Origin of the sequence: Geobacillus thermoleovorans, from assembly GCF_001610955.1 — a bacterium.
GTDB classification, from domain to species: Bacteria; Bacillota; Bacilli; order Bacillales; family Anoxybacillaceae; genus Geobacillus; species Geobacillus thermoleovorans.
Map to the genome: position 1 here is coordinate 2098003 of NZ_CP014335.1, position 19345 is coordinate 2117347.

Below are 19345 nucleotides of genomic sequence, written 5' to 3' on the forward strand. Positions count from 1 at the left end.
CTTCTCCCCTACTCTTCGAGCTCAAGCAGCATCTCCGCCGCCTCCGTATGGGTTGGGTCGAGACGGACGATCTGTTGAAATATTTCTTTCGCCGCCGCCCGATTTCCTTCCTCGATGAGAAAATATCCGTACTCTTCGAGGAACTCGACATTGTGCTTAAAGAAATTATATGCCTCGCTGTAATGATTTAATGCATCGTCGTACATCTCAAGCCGATGTTTGGCGCGCCCAAGGTCCCATTCAAACTGCGGATCGTACTCGCCATCGGCCATCGCCTGCTCAAGAAGCGCCACGACATCCTCATAGCGCTGTTCGTTTAGCCAAAGCGCCGATAAAACCGTGAGCGCCTCGATGTACCCGCCATCGATCTCAAGCGCTTTTTTCAAATGTTCCTCTGCCTCCTCCGGCTTGTTCAGCTTGAGCGCCAGCTTGCCTGCGTAAAGACGGAGCTCTTTGTTCCATTCGTCGACGCCGATGCCCTCAAGCGCCGTCTCATAGCTTTGCACGAGCCGTCCTTCTTGTTCATACGCTTTCGCCAAATAAAGGTAAAGCGGAGTGTAGTCCGGATCGAGCTCTTTTAAAGCGCTGAGCTTATCGATGGCCGTTTGTGTATAGCCGGCCTGCAACGCGGTGAATCCGTAGGCGAACAGCGTCCGACTGTCCATTTTTTCATTGAGCGCCTCCTCATAATACGGAAGCGCCGCCTCGAATTCCCCGGAACGGCTGAGCGCCTCAGCGATCCGCTCAGTGATCAAGACGCCGGCCATCTCCTTATTCGTCTTCCGCACCTGTTCATAAAGCGGCACGCTTTTTGAGTATTCCCCGTGCGAAAAATACAACTCAGCCAACGCAAACTGCACGATCGGCTCATCTGGAGCTTTCTCGTACGCTTGACGCAGCTTCCGCTCGCTCACTTCCGCCAGCCCTTGCATTTCGTACAAATCGGCGGCAAGAAGGCACGCGCGGACAAACTGCGGATCGTCTTCGTCGATCTCCGACAAAATGGCGAGCGCTTCCTCTTCGGCTTCAAGCTCCGTATACACTTCCGCCAAAAACAGGCGAATGTCGCCGTCATCCGGATAGCGGGCAGCCAGCTCCTCAAGCAGCTCCTTCGCCTCTTCCGGCATTCCCCATCCGTACAAGCAGTCGGCAAGCGCGTATTTTTCTTCATCACTTCCATATTTTTTCACTTTCGGCACGAGCGCCAACGCTTGGTCGACGTTTCCGTTTTCCACTAAGCGAATGATTTGTTCGACGCGTGTCATCGTTTCGTCAGCCCTCTCTTGCGGCAGGCGGCCATCCGCCTTTGCCATTCAAATCGTTATGTACTGTTACAATGGGAACATGAATGATGATAATCGATCATGGCCGTTTCCGCAACCAAACCGCTCGCCGTCTGGAAGGTGCGTCGTTTTTTCATCCAGAAACAGGAAATGTATCCGCTTTCAAAAAATACGGAGCCCTTCCTCTCACTGACAATATATGAACGAACAACGCAAAATATGACCGCCCGCCCGCTTGGGGCGGGAGGCCTTTTACAGCAGCGAACGGAGGTCGGCAAAAAACGCCGGATAGGAAACGGCGACCGCTTCCGAACGCTCGAGGCGGACCGTCCCTTTGGCGATGCAGGCAGCAACGGCGAGCATCATGCCGATGCGGTGGTCGCCATGGCTGTCGACAACAATCCCGTCGGCATAAAGCGGCGTTTTGCCGCGGATCATCATGCCGTCGTCGGTTGCTTCGATGTCAGCGCCGAGTTTTTTCAACTCGGTGACGACCGTATGGATCCGATTCGTCTCTTTCACCTTCAGTTCGCTCGCGTCTTTGATGACGGTCGTTCCTTCCGCCTGCGTCGCGAGCAAGGCAATGATCGGAATTTCGTCGATCAATCTTGGAATCAGATCCCCGCCGATTTCAACCGCCCGAAGCGTCGACGTGCGGACCGTAATATCACCGACCGGCTCGGTTTCCTCGTGGCGGACGTTGTCAATCGCAATATCCGCCCCCATTTGTGTAAGCACATCGATGATGCCGGTCCGCGTTGGATTTAAGCCGACGTTTTTCAGCGTAATTTCGCTGTTCGGCACAATGGCGCCGGCGACAAGGAAAAAGGCGGCTGACGAAATATCGCCGGGAACGTAAATGTGCGTCCCGCGCAAGCGTTGCGGACCGGCCACCGAGACGGTCAAGCCATCCACATTCACTTCACCGCCAAACAACCGAACCATCCGCTCGGTATGATCGCGCGAGCGGTGCGGCTCAGCAACAGACGTCACGCCGTCAGCGAATAAGCCGGCGAGCAAAATGGCCGATTTTACTTGCGCGCTCGCCACCGGCGAAGTGTAGCGAAGCGGGCGAAGCGCGCCGCCGCGGATGGAAAGCGGCGTATAATTGCCGCCCTCACGCCCGTCAATACGCGCTCCCATTTCGCGAAGCGGTTTCGTCACCCGCCCCATCGGTCGCTTGGCGATCGATTCATCGCCGACAAGGCAGGCGTGAAACGGCTGGCCGGCCAAAATGCCGAGCAACAGGCGCGCCGTCGTTCCCGAGTTGCCGACATCAAGCACCGCAGCCGGCTCGCGCAGCCCGCCGGGGCCGGCTCCTTCGACAACGACTGTCGTCCCGTCCTGGCGAATGTCAACGCCGAGTTTCCGGAAACAGTCGATCGTGCTTAAACAGTCCGCCCCAGGCAAAAAATGGTCAATCACCGTCCGTCCAGAAGCAAGCGCCCCGAGCATGACGGCGCGATGGGAAATCGATTTGTCGCCAGGGACTTCGATCATTCCTCGGAGCGACGACACGTTGGTTGGCAACTGCATGCAAAATCCCTCCATTGTTTTTCCTTGCTACCCTTCATAGGTGGCATAGTTCGTATGTTTGGCGAGGCACGCTTTCGCCCGCGCCCGATCGTCTTCGCTTTGGAAGCTGAGGCGGAGCACGCCGTAAATTTCTTCGCGCGTCTCAATGATGCGGATGTTCGTGATGCTGATGTTTTCTTCGGCCAAATAGCCGGTCACTTCGGAGATGACGCCCGGATAATCCGGCACGTCGACATACAAATCGTAAAACGACGGAATCGCTCCTTTCGTTCTCGACGGCAGCCCGTCGCGAAACTGTTTCGCCTCCAAAAAGTAATGGTAAATAGCGATGCTGTTTTCTTCTTCGACAAACGAACGCAGCCGCTCCATTTCGGCGATCCAGCGGTCAAAGAGCGCAAGCAGTTCATGCTTGTTATGGATAAAAATATCGCGCCACATTTCCGGATTGCTCGACGCGATGCGGGTGATGTCGCGGAAGCCGCCGGCCGCCAGCCGGCTGACGAGGGCGTTTTCGCACTCGTATTCGCGCGCCTGATGAACGAGGCTCGCCGCAATCAAATGCGGAAAATGGCTGATTACGCCAGTGATGCGGTCATGCTCTTCCGGCGTTAAGATGACAAACTGCGCTTTCGTTCCCGCAAGCCACTGTTTCAACGCCTCGACTTGCTGCGGCGGCACATCGTCCGTCGGCGTCAAAATGTAAAAGGCGTTTTCAAACAGATGAGCCCTTGCCGCCGCCACACCGCTTTTATGCGACCCGGCCATCGGATGGCCGCCGATGAACGCTACGCCATGATCCAACAGGCGGCGGGCGCCTTGGACGATGCGCTGCTTCGTGCTGCCGACATCGGTAACGATAACGCCGCGTTTCAACCGCTCGAGCGGCATCGACGAAAGCAGCGCCTCCGTCTGCATGACCGGAACGGCCAGAACGATCAAATCCGCCTGTCCGTATCCGTCTTCGGGCGAACGGGCGGCTTCGTCGATCACCTTGAGCGAGCGCGCCAAGCCGAGCTGCCGCTCATTGACGTCGTAGCCGATGATCATCGCCTCCGGATGCGCTTTTTTAATCGCCAATGCAATCGATCCGCCGATCAAGCCGAGGCCGACAATGAACACTTTTCCTTCCAATCGTCCCACCTACTTTATGTAAACGTGCGCCCGCTGCTTTCGAAAAGCAACGGGCCGATCTTTTCTATCCATCCCGCCGCTGAACGGTCAGGCGAGCTGTTTTTCCCGAAGCAGTTGCGAAACGAGTTCCAACATCCGGTCGTTTTGCTCTTTCGTGCCAACAGTCACACGCACGCCGGTCGGCAGCCCAAGCGCTTGGCCAGAGCGGACAATGACGCCGCGCTCCAGCAAATAGCGGAACACTTCGTCGCCATCCAACCCGAAATCAATGAACAAAAAGTTTGTCTGCGATGGGTAATACTTCAGGCCGTTCTCCTCGCAAAAGCGATAATACCGCTCAAGCTCAGCGCGATTTCGTTCGACGCAGGCGCGGATGAACGCTTGATCGTCAAGTGCGGCCGCCGCGGCCGCTTGGGCGATGGTCGACGTGTTAAACGGCTCGCGCGCCGGCTCGACGGCGCGGATGAGCGTCTCACTCGCCACGCCGTAGCCGACGCGGAGCGCAGCGAGCCCGTATGCTTTCGAGAACGTGCGCATGACGACAAGCTGCTCGTACTCGTTTAAAAGCGGCACCGTTTGCGGGTAGTCGGGCGCCGTCGCATATTCGTAGTACGCTTCGTCCACGACGACGAGCACGTGCGGCGGCACGCGATCCAAAAAGGCGCGCAGCTCGGTGTCATTCACATACGTGCCCGTCGGGTTGTTCGGATTGCAAATCCAGACGATGCGCGTGTTTTCATCGATCGCCGCAAGCATCGCCTCCAAATCATGACGCCCATCAACAAGCGGCACTTCGCGCACCTCGGCCCGCTCGATGATGGCATTGTGCCGGTATTGCGGGAATGTCGGCGCCGCCATCACTGTATTCGCCCCCGGCTCTAAAAAGGCGCGGCAAAAAATTTGCACCACCTCATCCGAACCGTTGCCAAACAGAAGCTGTGTTTCCTTGACGCCAAGATGCTTCGCCACCTTTTCGCGCAACGTGCGGGCGTAGCCGTCCGGATAGACGGCGAGGCGGTCAAGCTCAGCGGCGATGGCCGCTTTTGCCGCTGGCGACGAACCGTACGGATTCTCGTTAGAAGCAAGTTTGATAATCTCAGGCAAGCCATATTCCCGCTTGACTTCTTCGATCGATTTTCCCGGCTGGTACGGAGAAAGACCCCGGAGCGATTCCTTTACTTGCATGATTGTCGCCAACTCCTTCAATCGGAACTTTTAGCGCGAAGAACACGGCTCCCGAAGCGGCGCGGCAAGCGAACGGGCGTAGGCAGAAAACTCGGCGACGGCCGCTTCCCTTTCGTCCGGCGCCTGCAACCTCGGAGCCAGCTGCTCGACTTTTTGCACGAGTGCGCTGCCGACGACAACGCCGTCGCACACCTCTTTCAACATCGCGACTTGCTCCGGCGCCGAAATGCCAAAGCCGACGGCGACCGGGACGCGGCTATGCCGCTTCACTTCGCGGAGGAAATCGCCGAGCGTCTCCGGCAGCGTCTCACGCACGCCTGTAACGCCTAGCGAGGAGACGCAATACAAAAACCCTTGCGCCGCCGAAGCGATCCGCTCGATCCGCTGCTTCGACGTCGGCGCAACAAGCGAAATGAGCGGGAGACCAAACCGTTCGCCAAGTTCGCGGAGCGGACCGCTTTCCTCAAACGGCAAATCGGGAATGAGCACGCCGTCGGCGCCATTTTCCTGCGCTAAAGCAAAAAAGGATTCTTCTCCTAATTGTAACACAGGATTGTAATACGTAAAGAGAATAATCGGAATGTTTACCCCTTTTTTTCGCATCTCGCCAATAAGCTGAATGGCTTTCGGCAGCGTCATGCCCCCGTCAAGCGCCCTTGCGGCGGCGCGTTGAATCGTCGGTCCGTCAGCGAGCGGGTCGGAGTACGGCACGCCAAGCTCTAATATGTCAGCGCCGGCCTCCTCAAGCGCCAAGGCGAGATCGATCGTCACATCGGGAGCCGGATCACCGGCAACGATAAACGGGATAAATAGCGGCGGATTAACGGACAGTGGCAATGTCTTCACCTTCCCTCGCACCAAGATGGCGCATCATCGTTTGCACATCTTTATCTCCGCGGCCGGACAGGCAAATGAGCACCGTTTCATCCGGCGGCATCTCGCGGGCGAGCTCGACGGCTTTCGCCACCGCATGGGCCGACTCGATGGCCGGAATGATGCCTTCCGTTTGCGCCAACAATTGAAACGCAGCGACGGCCTCGTCATCGGTCGCGCTTTCGTAGCGGACGCGGCCAATGCTCGCCAAATACGCATGTTCCGGGCCGACGCCGGGGTAATCAAGGCCGGCTGAGATCGAATACGGTTCGAGAATTTGTCCGTACTCGTCTTGCAACAGGTAGGTCATCGCCCCGTGTATGACCCCTTTCGTCCCTTTTGTGATTGTCGCCGCATGGTGCGGAGTGTCGATCCCTTTGCCGGCCGCCTCGACGCCGACGAGGCGGACGTCATCTTGCAAAAACGGGTAAAACATGCCGATGGCGTTGCTGCCGCCGCCGACGCAGGCAACGATGACATCCGGCAGCTTCCCTTCACGGGCGAGAAACTGTTCTTTCGCTTCATCGCCAATCACGCGCTGAAACTCGCGCACCATTTTCGGGTACGGATGCGGACCGACGACCGAGCCGATCATGTAAAAATGGTCGTCGCAGTGGGCGACCCAATAGCGAATCGCTTCGTTCGTCGCATCTTTCAACGTTCGGTTGCCGCTTGACACCGGCACGACTTCGGCGCCCAACAGTTTCATGCGAAACACGTTCAGCTCCTGCCGCTTGATGTCTTCTTCGCCCATAAAAACGATGCAATCCATGCCAAAATGGGCGGCCACCGTCGCCGCGGCGACGCCGTGCTGGCCGGCTCCGGTTTCAGCGATCAGCTTTTTCTTGCCCATCCGTTTTGCCAAAAGCGCCTGGCCGATCGCGTTGTTGATTTTATGGGCGCCCGTATGGTTTAAATCTTCGCGCTTTAAATAAATTTTCGCGCCGCCGACTTGCCGTGTCAAATTCGGCGCGAACGTGAGCGGGGTCGGGCGACCGGAGTAATACTGCAAAATGCGGATGTATTCTTGTTTGAACGATTCATCGGCAAGCGCTTTGTCAAGCTCCGCTTCGATTTCCTCAAGCGGAAGCATGAGCGTCTCAGGGACAAACTTGCCGCCGAAATCGCCAAACCGGCCGTATTCATTCGGAACGCGTTCCATCATCTAACCCCACCTTCTCCTTCATATAAAGTTGAAAGACGAAGAGCCGCATTTCTTCAGAGAGCCTGCGTTTGTTCATCGTCCGAGCGTCAGCGCCGTCTTTTGGCCCTTCGTTTTGTTATTTTTTTTATCAGGTGTGTTGATGAACCAATAAAAAGTCTGTCGAGAAGGCTCTAGTCCGAGCTTTTCTGCCGTAGTCGGCAAGCGGCTCGCTTGCCGACCGGGCATGCTGCCGCATGCCCCCTCGAACAATGAACGCTTTGCGGGCAAATGTCATTCGCCCGCCGGCGTTCTTGTTCGAGGGAAAAGGCAGAAAAGCTTGTGTTCAGCCATATCATTCTGTGTTTTTTCGTGCATAAAACGGATCATCGACACCCGTGATTCTTTATTTTTTCTTCGATTTGTTTCATCTTCGTTGGATCTTTGCGTCCGTCCGTTTCAATGCCGCTGCTGATATCGATGCCATCCGGGCGGTAGACAAGCAGCCGCTCGATATTGTCCGGAGTGATGCCGCCGGCGATGAAGCACGGCACGCCTTGGCGGGCCGCCTCTTCCAAATAGTGCGGCACCGCCTCCCAATCAAAAGCGACGCCCGTCCCCCCCCAGGCGCCGGCGGCGCGGCTGTCAACGACGTAGCCATCGGCAATGCCAGCGTACTGCCTCATCGCCGCAAGCGCACCGTCGCCATGGTGGATCGCCTTCCAGACGGAAAGCGGCACCGCCTCTTTCACCGCCGCCAGCTCCGCCGGCGTTTCACGGCCGTGGCATTGGATGACATGAAGCGGCAGCTCGGCGGCGACAGCGGCGATCCGCCTAACGGGGGCGTTGACAAAGACGCCGACAAGCTGCTTTGCGCCAAGCTTATGGGGCTCAAGCCATTGCTGCACTTCACTCGGAGAGACGTTCCGCCTGCTTTCGGCGAAAATAAAGCCGAGGTAATCAGCCTCGCTCGCGATAGCGGCCTGCACGTCTTCAGCCGAACGGTTGCCGCAATATTTAATTCGAATCATCCCCATCTTCCTCCCCAAACAGCCGGTAGACCGCTCGCTCCACATCATCTTGGCGCATGAGCGACTCGCCGACGAGCATGGCCTGCGCTCCGTACGATTTGACCGTCTTCACATCATTGAAGGAACCGATCCCGCTTTCGCTGACGATGACGCACGATGGCGGGATGAGCGGAGCGAGCGTTTTGGTCGCCTCAAGTGTTGTCACAAAGGTATGCAAGTCGCGGTTGTTGATGCCGACGATCTCCGGCGTAAACCGATCGAAAATCCGCTCGAGCGTCTCTTTTGCATGCACCTCGACCAGACATTCGAGCCCCAAGCTGTACGCTTCATGATAGAGCTCCTCGAGTGTTTCCGGCGGGAGCGCCTCGCCGATCAATAAAATCGCATCCGCCCCGAGTCGGACGCTTTCCTCGACTTGCCGCCGATCGATGATGAAATCTTTGCGCAGCACGGGAACGTTAACCGCTTCTTTCACCGCTCGCAAATAGCGGCGATGCCCTTGGAAATACCGTTCATCCGTCAGCACGCTGATCGCGTCGGCACCGGCGCGCTCATATGCTTTCGCGATGGCCACCGGGTCAAAATTCGGGCGAATGATGCCTTTTGACGGCGACGCTTTTTTCACCTCAGCGATCAAGCCAAGCATCCGCCGCGGCCGACGGAGCGCCGCCGCAAATGGCCGGCGCTTTCGCTCTGGCAATGGCGCCGGCAGCGTCAACGTTTCCACTTCTTCCCGTTTGGCTGCTAAAATTTGCTCAAGCATCATGAACCACTTCCTTCGCCCGCAGGCGTTGCAGTTGTTCGTATGCGGTTTTGGACAAAATGGCCTCTTTCGCCATCGCCACTCCTTCGGCAATCGTTTCGGCTTTGCCGGCGGCATACAGGGCGGCGCCGGCGTTCAGCGCAACGATATTGATGGCGCTCTCCGGCGCTGTTCCCGCCATCACCGCCTCAAGAAGCGCGGCGCTCTCTTCCGGATCGCGCACTTGCACATCGGCAAGCTCGCCGCGCGGCAAGCCGGCGTCTTCTGGTGCGATGACAAAGCGGCGGATCGCACCGTCTTTCAACTCCACGACATCCGTTTCTGCAGCGATGCTGCATTCATCAAGCCCATCGCGCCCGGTGACAAACAACACATGTTCCGAGCCGAGGCGGCGCATCGCCTCCGCCAATTTCTCAGCGTAGCAGGTCGAATAGACGCCGACGACTTGCCGCTTGCAGCGCGCCGGATTGGCGAGCGGGCCGATCAAGTTGAAAACGGTGCGGAAACCGATTTCCTTCCGCGGCCCGGCGGCGTGTTTCATCGCCGCGTGATAGAGCGGGGCGAACAAAAACGCCAGCCCTTTCGTTTCCAACGCCTGTTTGGCGGCCGACGGCGACGTTTGAATGTCGATGCCGAGCCGCTCGAGCACATCAGCGCTGCCGCTTTTTGACGAAACAGCGCGGTTGCCGTGCTTGGCGACTTTGACGCCAAGCGATGAAATGACGATCGCCGCGGCGGTGGAAACGTTGAATGTCGCCGCCCCATCGCCGCCCGTACCGCACGTATCGATGACATCATCACTAGCCTCAATGGCAGTCATCCGGTCGCGCATCGCCCGCACAAATCCGACGAGCTCATCGACTGTCTCTCCGCGCAGGCGGAGCATGGACAACAGACTTGCGATTTGACTGTCCGTCGCCTCGCCGGACATGATGATATTCATCGCCGCATACGCTTCGTCTTCCGTCAACGCTTTCCCTTCCGCACATTTCGAAAGCAGCTGCTTCAACATACGGCCCTCTCCCCTTTAGCAAATAGTCGTTCCGCTTGTTCAATCGCATTCATCAAGGCGCTCGCCTTATTGCGCGTCTCTTTCCACTCCAGTTCCGGAACGGAGTCGGCGACAATGCCGGCGCCGGCTTGCACATAGGCATAGCCGTCTTTCACGACCGCTGTCCGGATGGCGATGCACGAATCGATGTTGCCATCAAACCCGATATAGGCAATCGCTCCGGCATACAGCCCCCTTGCTGTCGGCTCGAGTTCCTGCAAAATTTGCATCGCCCGCACTTTCGGCGCCCCGCTCACCGTTCCAGCCGGAAAGGCGGCAAGGAGTGCATCGATCGGGTGGACGTTGTCGTCCAGTTCACCGACGACCTTGGAAATTAAGTGCATCACGTGTGAAAACTTGCCGATCTGAAGCAACACCGGCACCTCGACCGTTCCGTACTTGGCGACCCGGCCGATGTCGTTGCGCGCCAAATCGACAAGCATATAATGCTCAGCCCGTTCTTTCGGGTCGTGGTACAGCTCATCAGCCAGCCTCTCGTCTTCCTCCGGCGATCGGCCGCGCCGCCGTGTGCCGGCAATCGGATCGATTTCAACGCGCCGACGGTGCACTTGAATCAGTTTTTCCGGCGAACTGCCGACAATTTCCACACCGTCAAGCTGGAAATAAAACATGTACGGCGACGGGTTGATGTATCGGAGCAGCCGATAAATGGCAAAGCCTCCGGCTTGAACCGGCACGCAGAAGCGCTGCGACAGAACCGCTTGAAACACATCGCCGGCCGCGATGTACCGTTTCACGGCCTCCACATCGCGCAAAAACTGTTTTTTGTCATAGTTGGACACCGCTTTGGCAAACGAGGCGGTCCGCCCCGATTCGCTTTCCGCCGGCAAGAGCGGCTGCTCGGCTTGAGGGCGGGCCGCTTTCGCCGCGAGATCGGCCATGCGCCGTTCGGCCGCGCGGTACGCTTCGATTTTCTCTTCCTCCGTTTCGTTGCCGCTCAACCGAATATAGTGAATGACGAGCAACTCACGCTTTTTTTGGTCAAACGCAAACAGCGATTCACAAAACACGAAATAGGCCGTCTTCATAGGCACATCGCGGTTTTTGTGGCGCGGCACTTTTTCGATGGCGGAAATGAAATCGTAGCCTAAAAACCCAACTGCACCGCCTGTAAACGGCACCGTCTCGGCAAGCGGCTTGACGGCAAGCGTCCGCTCGACCCATTGAAACGCTTCTTTCAGCGTCGGTGCGGTGATTTGTTCGTTCCCGTTTTCGTCTTTCACCGAAAACGTTTCGCCGGTTTCGCTCTCCAGCGTCAAAAACGGCGCCACACCGATGAACGAATAGCGCGCCCACGGCGATTCGTCATCCTTGCTTTCAAGCAAAAACACGGCTTCCTCGCGCAAATTGGCAAACACGCCGAGCGGCTCAATGACATCGGCTACAAATTTGCGCACAATCGGGATGGTTCGAAATTCGTTCGCTTCCGCCAAAAAAGCGGCCAGCCCATCAGCAGACATCACTTCTCCTCCCTTCATGATCAGCGGGCGGAGAATGAGGGTTTATGAGGCGAAAAAAGAGAGGGAAAATAAAACGCCCAAAGACGACCGTCTTTGGGCAGATGTCGGCGAATGAAAAAACGCTCACCTCAGCTAAACTCGCTCATTCTCATCTACCCTACGCTCGCTCTCTGCTCTCGCTCCACTTCTAACGCCCCCGATGTCTCAGGGGGCAAAGAGGTTATTTTAACTATATTACATTTCTGTTTTTTTTGTCAACGACAAATCCGGGCGCAGCACGACCGCCCCTTTTAAATACACGTGGCAGATCTCTTCTTGCTGTTTCTCAGTCGCCACCGTCATCATGACGCGAATGCAGCGCGGCAATGAACCGGGCACCGGAATTTCCCTCGTGCACATGACCGGCACATATGTCCAGCCGTCCAAACGGCGCAGCGCCTGCGCCGGAAACGCGGCGGTGATGTCGTCGGTGACGGAAATGAGCACAAACGACACATCAGAAGCGGCGACATCGTTTGCGCGGATCATTTCACGAAGCAACGTTTCAGTTGCCGCCACGATTTCCTCGGCGTCATTTCGATCCACTGTAATCGCTCCGCGAATGCCGCGAATCATTCTTTTCCCCCCTGTCTGGCAAACTCGTCCAGCCACGTGAGCAGGTTGTCGTCTTCGAGTTCCACCACTTCCACGTCGCCGATCTCAAAGAGAAGCACCATCCGCACTGTTCCGGCGTACGCTTTTTTGTCGCCTTTCATCTTCTCAAGCAGGCGGGGCGTCTGAACCGTTGTCGGCAGCGACACCGGGAAGCCGTATCCGGCGAACCAGTCGGCCAATCGATGCTCAGCGAACGACCGGCCGTAAAACCGTTCGCTGACAAAGACGGCAAACAGCATGCCAACCGCAACCGCCTCCCCGTGAGTGAGCGCGCCGTAGCCTAACTCGCTTTCCAGCGCATGGCCGAGCGTATGGCCGAAATTCAAATGGGCGCGCACCCCGGTTTCTTTTTCATCCTCACGCACGACGGACGCCTTAATGTCAATGCCCTTTTCAATGCAATAGGCGAGTTTCTCGCCGCGCAAGTCGGCGAGCGTCTTGATTTCCGCGCGCAGCCAGTCGTAAAAGCAGCGATCGCGGATCAGCGCATGTTTGATCACCTCGGCAAACCCGGACCGAAGCTCGCGTTCGGGCAGCGTGCGCAAAAAGGAGGTGTCATACACAACTGCTTCCGGCTGGTGGAAGGCGCCGATCATATTTTTGCCGAGCGGATGGTTGATGGCGACTTTGCCGCCGACGGCGCTGTCATGGGCCAAGAGTGTCGTCGGCATTTGAATGTAACGGATGCCGCGCATATAGGTGGCGGCGACAAACCCAGCCAAATCGCCGACAACGCCGCCGCCAAGCGCAATGATGACCGAGCGGCGGTCGAGGCCGCACTGCAATGCCGCTGTCTGGCAAGCGTAATAATGATCAAATGACTTGGCCGCCTCCCCGCTTGGAATGACGTAGGCGTACACGTCATACTCAGCGGCGGCGAGCAACGCCCGCACCTCATCCAAATAAAGAGGCGCCACAGTATCGTCGGTAACGATGAAAAGTTTTGTCCCTGGCGGACAGGAGAGCGACCGAAGCAAGCTTGGCAGCACGCGGGCCGCCCCATCGCCCAGAAGAAGCGGATAGCGCTTCGTCGCCGTTTCAATCGTCCGTTCGATCATCGTCAAAACTCCTTTGCATAGCGGCGGGCGCGTTCCACATTTTCCTTAATCAAGTCCATCCGATCCTGCCCAAACTGCTCAACGATCGCCGCCGCCACTTCCCAGGCGACAACGGCCTCAGCGACGACGCTCGCCGCCGGCACGGCGCAGCTGTCCGATCGCTCAATGCTTGCCGCAAACGGCTCTTTCGTCTCGATATCCACGCTTTGAAGCGGCTTGTACAGCGTCGGGATCGGCTTCATCACTCCGCGCACGACGATCGGCATCCCGGTCGTCACCCCGCCTTCAAAGCCGCCCGCCCGGTTCGTCCGGCGCGAAAAGCCTTGTTCTGGGCTCCAAATGATTTCATCGTGCACTTCGCTTCCCGGGCGGCGCGCCGCCTCAAAGCCGATCCCGAATTCAACGCCTTTAAACGCGTTGATGCTGACGATCGCGGCCGCGATTTTCGCATCAAGCTTTCGGTCGTAATGGACGTAGCTGCCGACTCCGGCCGGAACGCCTTCAACGATCACCTCAACGATGCCGCCGATCGAATCACCGTTTTTCTTCGCCCAATCGATCGCTTCCATCATTTTTTGCCCCGCCTCCGGGTCAAAGCAGCGCACCGGCGATTCTTCCGTCACTGCCTGCAATTCTTCAAGCGAACGATAATCGAGCTTCTTTGCGCGCACGCCGCCGATTTCGATGACATGCCCGGCGACGCGGATGCCGACCTCCTCCAAAATGCGTTTCGCCACCGCTCCAGCCGCCACGCGCACCGTCGTTTCACGCGCCGACGAGCGCTCCAGCACGTTGCGCATATCGCGATGTCCATATTTCAGGGCGCCGTTTAAATCGGCATGCCCTGGGCGCGGACGCGTCACTTTCCGCTTCACTTCCGCTTCGTCATCAATCGGCTCAACCGCCATAATCGTTTGCCAATGTTTAAAATCGCGATTCTCGACAACGAGCGCAATCGGCGAGCCGAGCGTTTTCCCGTGCCGAACGCCGCCTGTGATTTTCACTTCATCTTTTTCAATCTGCATGCGGCGGCCGCGTCCGTATCCTTTTTGCCGGCGCGCCAGCTCTTTATTGATGTGCTCGGCGCGCAGCTCAAGCCCGGCCGGCACTCCTTCCAAAATGGCCGTCAATTGCGGCCCATGCGATTCCCCTGCCGTCAAATACCGCATGTTTGTCTCTCCCTTCAGGTCTTTAACGCGTTTAAGTAAAAATATATCATAAATTCGAAAAATGAAAATAGTTTCAGGAAAAAAAGAAGCCGGCGCGAGCTATTTTTTTCGGTAAAAAAACGTCTCTTCGACTTCAAAACCGTACAGGCCGGGATTGAAAATCTGCTCGGTGCTGCCGACAAACAGCACGCCTCCCGTCCGGAGCGCGTCGTGAAATTTGCGATACAGCATCCGCTTCGCCTCTTCCGTAAAATAAATGAGCACGTTGCGGCAGACGATCAAATCCATGTTGCGCGGAAACGGATCCGCGAGCAAGTTGTGTTTTTGAAACTTGACCGTTTGTTTAATCTTTTCGTCTATTTTATAATACTCGCCTTCTTTCGTAAAAAACTTTTTTCTCATTTCCTCGGGCAGCTCTACAAGCGACCGTTCGCTGTACAAACCGAGGCGCGCGCGGGCGAGCGCATTATCGTCAATGTCGGTCGCCAACACCGACACGCGGTGAAGCGGCAATCGTTTTGCGAGCACCATCGCGAGCGTATACGGCTCCTCGCCGGTTGAGCAGGCAGCGCTCCACACGTTCGGGCGCGGGTTTTCCGCCAATAGCCGCGGCAAAATGGTGTGCTCAAGCACCTCCCAACGCTTGGCGTTCCGGTAAAACTCTGAGACGTTGATCGTCATCCGATCCAAGCATTCATGCCATAGCGCCGGCTCTTTCTCCATCGCTGCAAACAGCTCGGCAAAGCTCTTTAGCCCTTTTTTCATGTACAACGACGCCAAACGCCGCCTCATCTGGGCTTCCTTATATAGCGATAAATCAATGCCTGTTTTTCGCTTCACTTTGGCAATGAACTGCGCATAATCGTCCATCGTCGCCTGTTCCTCTCTCCTGTCAATGTACAAAAACGGCAAAAACCGGCCGAATGGCGGCCGGTCTTCGCATCAGTACAGCCATGCATTGATCTGTTTCGAATAGCTGACGAGCTCTTCTTCTTTAAAGAACAAACTGATTTCGCGTTCAGCGCTTTGCAGCGAGTCGGAGCCGTGGATGACGTTTTTGCCGACCGTCAAGCCGAAATCGCCGCGGATCGTGCCAGGGGCAGCCTCCTGCGGATTCGTTTTCCCCATCATTTGCCGGGCGGCGGCGATCACGTTCTCGCCCTCCCACACCATTGCAAACACTGGCCCCGAGGTGATAAAGTCGACAAGCTCGCCGAAAAATGGGCGCTCTTTATGTTCAGCGTAATGTTGCTCGGCGAGCTCGCGCGACACTTGCATCAGCTTCGCGCCGACAAGCTGGAAGCCTTTTTTTTCAAAACGGGCGACAATCTCGCCGATCAAATTGCGCTGAACCCCGTCCGGTTTCACCATGATGAATGTCCGTTCTGCCATTCGCTCTCCACCTCTACTGTCGTATGTACTGGGAAACGGATTCCCACCCATCATAGTATCATTGTTTTCCGCCGTTGGCAACAGCGTCCTTGAAAGCGCTAATAATCCCTTTTCCCAATGTAGAGGGCGAGATCATGAAGCAGCGTGCGCGCTTCGTTGGCCGGCAGCTCGCCAAGCAGGCGGAGCGCCTTTTCCAAATAGCGATCGCTTAGCGCATACGATCGTTCGATGGCGTCCGTCTGTTTAATGGCCGCTAGCACCGCCGCCATCTCCTCGGCATCCGTGTCCGCGTTGACGGCCGTAATTTTTGCCCGCACCTGTTCATCACAAAGGGCATACAGCACGGGGAGGGTGACGTTTCCTTGCTGCAAGTCGCTTCCAGCCGGCTTGCCGAGCTGCTCTTCCGTGCCGGTGAAATCGAGAATGTCATCGGTAATTTGAAACGACATGCCGACGCAATGGCCGAACCAATACAGCTGGTTGGCCACCGCCTCCGGCGCGCCGGCGGCAAGGGCGCCAAGCTGGCAGCTGGCGGCGATCAATAGCGCCGTTTTTCGGCGGATGCGCCGCAAGTACGTGCGAAGCGGCTGATCAAATCGGTATTTATCCTTGATTTGCTCGATTTCCCCGTGGCACACTTCAACGATCGTTTTCGCCAGCACTTGATGAGCGCGGGGGCTGTCAAGCTCCGCCATCCGCTCAAGCGAACGGGCGAAGAGGTAATCGCCTGTATACATGGCAAAGCGGTTGCTCCATCTCGCCTTGATCGTCGGCCGGCCGCGCCGCACGTCGGCGTCATCGATGACATCGTCGTGAACGAGCGATGCCATATGGATGAGTTCGAGCGCTACGGCTACATGTTTAATCCGTTCGAAATCATAATGACCAAAGCGGGCGGACAGCAAGACAAAAACGGGACGGATCCGCTTTCCGCCCGCTTGCAATAAATGGAGCGCCGCTTCCCCGAGCGGCCCGTATTCGGATCGGACCGTCCGCTCCAGCTCCTCTTCGACCGCCGCCAAATCATCGCTTAAAAACGAATACATCGCCTTTAACTTCATGGTGTTCACCTTGACTCATCGTTTATAGCCTAAATGCATGGCCGCTACGCCGAACGTGTACGGTTTGACCTCGACATCGACGAAACCGGCTTCGCGGAACATCTCAGCCAGCTCGTCCCGCCCTGGAAATTCGCGCGCCGACTCCTGCAGCCACGAGTATTCCTCATAGCTTTTCGCCAACAGCTTGCCAAACAGCGGCATAATAAACCGAAAATAAAAATAGTAAAGCTGGCGGAAACCAAACAACGTCGGCTGCGACGTTTCCAGACAGACGGTCATGCCGCCCGGCTTGGTGACGCGGTGCATTTCCTTAAGCACCGTCATATAATCAGGAACGTTGCGCAAGCCAAAGCCGATCGTCACATAATCGAACGAATTGTCGGGAAACGGCAGCTGCATGGCGTTGCCGTGAATGAGCTTGACATTGCCGAGGCCGCGCGCCTTCACCTTTTGTTCGCCGACTTTCAGCATGTTTTCGCTGAAGTCAAGGCCGTACACTTCCCCCTCCGGCCCGACCGCCTCAGCCAGCGCGATCGCCCAGTCGGCCGTTCCGCAGCAAACGTCGAGCGCCCTTTTCCCTTTTTGCACATTCATCCTCCGCATGACGTCTTCGCGCCATTTCAAATGGCGGCGGAAGCTGATGACAGAATTCATCCGGTCATAATGTGCAGAAATTTTTTCAAATACGCGATGGACTCGCTCTTCTTTCGATTGATGCATCGTTCTACCCTTCTTCCACCGACTTTTTGACGATGGCTTGAAATCCGCCGGCAAGTTCCGCCATGCGAAACCGCAGCAGGTCGTTCATCGGCAAATTCGCCGCCAGCAGCGCTTCCTTGCAATGGTCAATATAACGCTCGCAAAGGCGAAGCAAATGCCGCCTTTGTTCTTTCGTCAGCCCTTTGGCCCATGGAAAGGCGATATGCGCCATTTGCTCAAACAGCATGGATGACCCCGTGCGGACGAACGCTTCCTGCTCGAGCAGCAAGCGCCGCAACAGCAAGTAATGGCCGGAAAATCGCCCCCATTGCGGCGCCCCGATGCGCTCGGCAAGCTTCGCAAGCAACGCCGACTCGATCGTGCCGACCGCGGCGAACAGCGTCTCGATCCGCTCCACCTTTTTTTCATACAGCCGCACTTTTTGCTCATTAATCTCGCGGACCGCTTCGGCGAACAAACGGATGAGCGCAACATCGCCCGAGCGCGCCAGCAAGTCGTAATAAAGCCCGCTGTACAAGTCGCCGGCCAAAACGACAAGCTGCCGCGTCCGCAAATCGCCGCCGCGGTCTGTCACCTGATCATGGGTGTCAAGGGCGATTTGAATGAGCATCATGGCGATGATGCACCGGTCCGGCTCATTTGGCGCCGCCGGAGCATCAGTCATCATCGACAGCGAAAGCAGCAGCCGGTCTTCATCAACAGCCGGCGCCGGCACATGCGCGCGCAAATACGGATGGTCAAGCAGCCGTTCGATTTGTTCCTTCAATGACGCCAATTTCACCATGATGTCATTCACTCTTCTCACCCTTGTCCCCCAAAAAATATCCGCACCGCCATGACGGACTCAATTATAACATAATTTTGTCGAAAACGCTCTAGTTTGCTAGAAATTTGCTGGTTTACTTTTTCCCTTCCGATTCAACCACACCGTGGCGCGTTTGAATATACGCTTTTCCTCTCACTTTGATCGCCGACGTATGTTCCGTGAACTGAGCAATCAACACTTCGCCTTTGTCAAGCTTTTCCGAATGGTGAAATCTTGTGTCCGCGCCGCGCGTCAGCCCGATGACGTTCACCCCGTCTTCGAGCGCTTTAATGACGACAAAATCGCTGTTTGTGTACATCCTCTTCCCTCCTTACGCTTTGATTAACGAAAGCACTTCAGCGCGGGCGTTGGCATCTGTTTCAAACACGCCGCGCACCGCTGTCGTCACTGTTTTGGCCCCCGGTTTTTTCACCCCGCGCATCGTCATGCACATATGCTCCGCCTCAACGACGACCATCACCCCATGCGGCTCAAGCGCCTCGACGATCGAATCAGCGATCGTTGCCGTGATGCGCTCTTGCAGCTGCGGGCGGCGCGCCACCGCCTCAACGGCTCGAGCGAGCTTGCTCAGCCCGGTCACTTTCCCTTCCCGCGGAATATAGGCGACGTGGGCAGCGCCAAAAAACGGCACTAAATGGTGTTCGCACATCGAATAAAACGGAATATCTTTGACGAGCACAAGCTCCTCATGTTCCTCGCTGAATACGGTTTGAAAGTGCTGCTTTGGGTCTTCCTGCAGCCCAGCGAACACCTCGGCGTACATTTTCGCCACCCTCTTCGGCGTATCGACGAGCCCTTCGCGGTTTGGATCTTCCCCGATCGCCTCAAGAATGAGGCGGACCGCATATTCAATTTGCGCAAAATTGATCTCTGGCATACAAGCAACATCCTCCTGCATCATAAAAGCTGCATGTAATCCGATTCTAGCATAGGGAGCCAAAAAAAACAAAAAAGAAGGGCCGGTGGATCACCTGCCCTTCCCTCCTGCGC

20 protein-coding genes are annotated in these 19345 nt (G+C 56.7%); all 20 read right to left on the reverse strand.

What is annotated here, in order from left to right:
* Positions 1–8: 8 nt before the first annotated feature.
* A complete protein-coding gene (locus tag GT3570_RS10450) occupies positions 9–1265 on the reverse strand; it encodes a tetratricopeptide repeat protein (protein WP_023634018.1) in 1257 nt (418 codons plus the stop codon).
* A 270-nt stretch (positions 1266–1535) separates the two neighbouring features.
* Positions 1536–2819: a 3-phosphoshikimate 1-carboxyvinyltransferase gene (aroA, locus tag GT3570_RS10455; protein ID WP_021322190.1), complete on the reverse strand. Its 1284-nt coding sequence runs from the start codon at positions 2817–2819 to the stop codon at positions 1536–1538.
* Between the two features lie 27 nt (positions 2820–2846).
* Positions 2847–3950: a prephenate dehydrogenase gene (locus tag GT3570_RS10460; RefSeq protein ID WP_025039235.1), complete on the reverse strand. Its 1104-nt coding sequence runs from the start codon at positions 3948–3950 to the stop codon at positions 2847–2849.
* A gap of 87 nt (positions 3951–4037) precedes the next feature.
* A complete protein-coding gene (hisC, locus tag GT3570_RS10465; protein ID WP_014196199.1) occupies positions 4038–5135 on the reverse strand; it encodes a histidinol-phosphate transaminase in 1098 nt (365 codons plus the stop codon).
* Between the two features lie 30 nt (positions 5136–5165).
* Positions 5166–5972: a tryptophan synthase subunit alpha gene (gene trpA, locus GT3570_RS10470; RefSeq protein ID WP_025039234.1), complete on the reverse strand. Its 807-nt coding sequence runs from the start codon at positions 5970–5972 to the stop codon at positions 5166–5168.
* Positions 5956–7170, reverse strand: a complete 1215-nt coding sequence (gene trpB / locus GT3570_RS10475) for a tryptophan synthase subunit beta (protein ID WP_014196201.1) — start codon at positions 7168–7170, stop codon at positions 5956–5958. The genes trpA and trpB overlap by 17 nt, the downstream gene beginning before the upstream one ends.
* 365 nt (positions 7171–7535) lie before the next feature.
* Positions 7536–8180 carry a phosphoribosylanthranilate isomerase gene (locus GT3570_RS10480; protein WP_025039233.1) on the reverse strand — a complete coding sequence of 215 codons (645 nt, stop codon included), beginning with the start codon at positions 8178–8180 and terminating at the stop codon, positions 7536–7538.
* On the reverse strand, positions 8167–8943 hold the full coding sequence (gene trpC, locus GT3570_RS10485; RefSeq protein ID WP_014196204.1) for an indole-3-glycerol phosphate synthase TrpC: 777 nt from the start codon (positions 8941–8943) through the stop codon (positions 8167–8169). Before trpC ends, GT3570_RS10480 begins: the two co-directional genes overlap by 14 nt.
* Complete coding sequence (trpD, locus tag GT3570_RS10490) at positions 8936–9955, reverse strand: anthranilate phosphoribosyltransferase (RefSeq protein WP_021322186.1); 1020 nt, start codon at positions 9953–9955, stop codon at positions 8936–8938. Before trpD ends, trpC begins: the two co-directional genes overlap by 8 nt.
* Positions 9949–11475 (reverse strand): anthranilate synthase component I, encoded by a 1527-nt coding sequence (gene trpE, locus GT3570_RS10495; protein WP_013524131.1) that lies wholly within the window; start codon positions 11473–11475, stop codon positions 9949–9951. Before trpE ends, trpD begins: the two co-directional genes overlap by 7 nt.
* Before the next feature lie 234 nt (positions 11476–11709).
* Positions 11710–12090 (reverse strand): chorismate mutase, encoded by a 381-nt coding sequence (aroH, locus tag GT3570_RS10500; RefSeq protein ID WP_013144896.1) that lies wholly within the window; start codon positions 12088–12090, stop codon positions 11710–11712.
* Positions 12087–13187 (reverse strand): 3-dehydroquinate synthase, encoded by a 1101-nt coding sequence (aroB, locus tag GT3570_RS10505; RefSeq protein ID WP_062898747.1) that lies wholly within the window; start codon positions 13185–13187, stop codon positions 12087–12089. Before aroB ends, aroH begins: the two co-directional genes overlap by 4 nt.
* Before the next feature lie 2 nt (positions 13188–13189).
* Entirely contained in the window at positions 13190–14356 is a 1167-nt protein-coding gene (gene aroC, locus GT3570_RS10510) for a chorismate synthase (RefSeq protein WP_011231692.1), read from the reverse strand.
* A 99-nt stretch (positions 14357–14455) separates the two neighbouring features.
* Complete coding sequence (locus GT3570_RS10515; protein ID WP_011231693.1) at positions 14456–15226, reverse strand: CheR family methyltransferase; 771 nt, start codon at positions 15224–15226, stop codon at positions 14456–14458.
* Between the two features lie 72 nt (positions 15227–15298).
* On the reverse strand, positions 15299–15748 hold the full coding sequence (gene ndk / locus GT3570_RS10520; RefSeq protein WP_031213038.1) for a nucleoside-diphosphate kinase: 450 nt from the start codon (positions 15746–15748) through the stop codon (positions 15299–15301).
* Between the two features lie 98 nt (positions 15749–15846).
* On the reverse strand, positions 15847–16809 hold the full coding sequence (hepT, locus tag GT3570_RS10525; protein ID WP_013144891.1) for a heptaprenyl diphosphate synthase component II: 963 nt from the start codon (positions 16807–16809) through the stop codon (positions 15847–15849).
* A 15-nt stretch (positions 16810–16824) separates the two neighbouring features.
* On the reverse strand, positions 16825–17529 hold the full coding sequence (gene menG, locus GT3570_RS10530; RefSeq protein WP_011231696.1) for a demethylmenaquinone methyltransferase: 705 nt from the start codon (positions 17527–17529) through the stop codon (positions 16825–16827).
* Positions 17530–17533: 4 nt separating this feature from the next.
* Positions 17534–18313: a heptaprenyl diphosphate synthase component 1 gene (locus GT3570_RS10535; protein WP_062899105.1), complete on the reverse strand. Its 780-nt coding sequence runs from the start codon at positions 18311–18313 to the stop codon at positions 17534–17536.
* A gap of 115 nt (positions 18314–18428) precedes the next feature.
* Positions 18429–18653 carry a trp RNA-binding attenuation protein MtrB gene (mtrB, locus tag GT3570_RS10540; protein ID WP_011231698.1) on the reverse strand — a complete coding sequence of 75 codons (225 nt, stop codon included), beginning with the start codon at positions 18651–18653 and terminating at the stop codon, positions 18429–18431.
* Between the two features lie 12 nt (positions 18654–18665).
* Entirely contained in the window at positions 18666–19232 is a 567-nt protein-coding gene (gene folE / locus GT3570_RS10545; protein ID WP_013144889.1) for a GTP cyclohydrolase I FolE, read from the reverse strand.
* Positions 19233–19345 lie beyond the last annotated feature (113 nt).

Excerpts from the sequence above, each read along its gene's own strand:
- GT3570_RS10450 (WP_023634018.1), bottom strand. The coding sequence starts at position 1,265 with ATGACACGCGTCGAACAAATCATTCGCTTAGTGGAAAACGGAAACGTC.
- aroA (WP_021322190.1), bottom strand. The coding sequence starts at position 2,819 with ATGCAGTTGCCAACCAACGTGTCGTCGCTCCGAGGAATGATCGAAGTC.
- hisC (WP_014196199.1), bottom strand. The coding sequence starts at position 5,135 with ATGCAAGTAAAGGAATCGCTCCGGGGTCTTTCTCCGTACCAGCCGGGA.
- trpB (WP_014196201.1), bottom strand. The coding sequence starts at position 7,170 with ATGGAACGCGTTCCGAATGAATACGGCCGGTTTGGCGATTTCGGCGGC.
- GT3570_RS10480 (WP_025039233.1), bottom strand. The coding sequence starts at position 8,180 with ATGATTCGAATTAAATATTGCGGCAACCGTTCGGCTGAAGACGTGCAG.
- trpC (WP_014196204.1), bottom strand. The coding sequence starts at position 8,943 with ATGCTTGAGCAAATTTTAGCAGCCAAACGGGAAGAAGTGGAAACGTTG.
- trpD (WP_021322186.1), bottom strand. The coding sequence starts at position 9,955 with ATGTTGAAGCAGCTGCTTTCGAAATGTGCGGAAGGGAAAGCGTTGACG.
- trpE (WP_013524131.1), bottom strand. The coding sequence starts at position 11,475 with ATGTCTGCTGATGGGCTGGCCGCTTTTTTGGCGGAAGCGAACGAATTT.
- aroH (WP_013144896.1), bottom strand. The coding sequence starts at position 12,090 with ATGATTCGCGGCATTCGCGGAGCGATTACAGTGGATCGAAATGACGCC.
- aroB (WP_062898747.1), bottom strand. The coding sequence starts at position 13,187 with ATGATCGAACGGACGATTGAAACGGCGACGAAGCGCTATCCGCTTCTT.
- aroC (WP_011231692.1), bottom strand. The coding sequence starts at position 14,356 with ATGCGGTATTTGACGGCAGGGGAATCGCATGGGCCGCAATTGACGGCC.
- GT3570_RS10515 (WP_011231693.1), bottom strand. The coding sequence starts at position 15,226 with ATGGACGATTATGCGCAGTTCATTGCCAAAGTGAAGCGAAAAACAGGC.
- ndk (WP_031213038.1), bottom strand. The coding sequence starts at position 15,748 with ATGGCAGAACGGACATTCATCATGGTGAAACCGGACGGGGTTCAGCGC.
- hepT (WP_013144891.1), bottom strand. The coding sequence starts at position 16,809 with ATGAAGTTAAAGGCGATGTATTCGTTTTTAAGCGATGATTTGGCGGCG.
- menG (WP_011231696.1), bottom strand. The coding sequence starts at position 17,529 with ATGCATCAATCGAAAGAAGAGCGAGTCCATCGCGTATTTGAAAAAATT.
- GT3570_RS10535 (WP_062899105.1), bottom strand. The coding sequence starts at position 18,313 with ATGGTGAAATTGGCGTCATTGAAGGAACAAATCGAACGGCTGCTTGAC.
- mtrB (WP_011231698.1), bottom strand. The coding sequence starts at position 18,653 with ATGTACACAAACAGCGATTTTGTCGTCATTAAAGCGCTCGAAGACGGG.
- folE (WP_013144889.1), bottom strand. The coding sequence starts at position 19,232 with ATGCCAGAGATCAATTTTGCGCAAATTGAATATGCGGTCCGCCTCATT.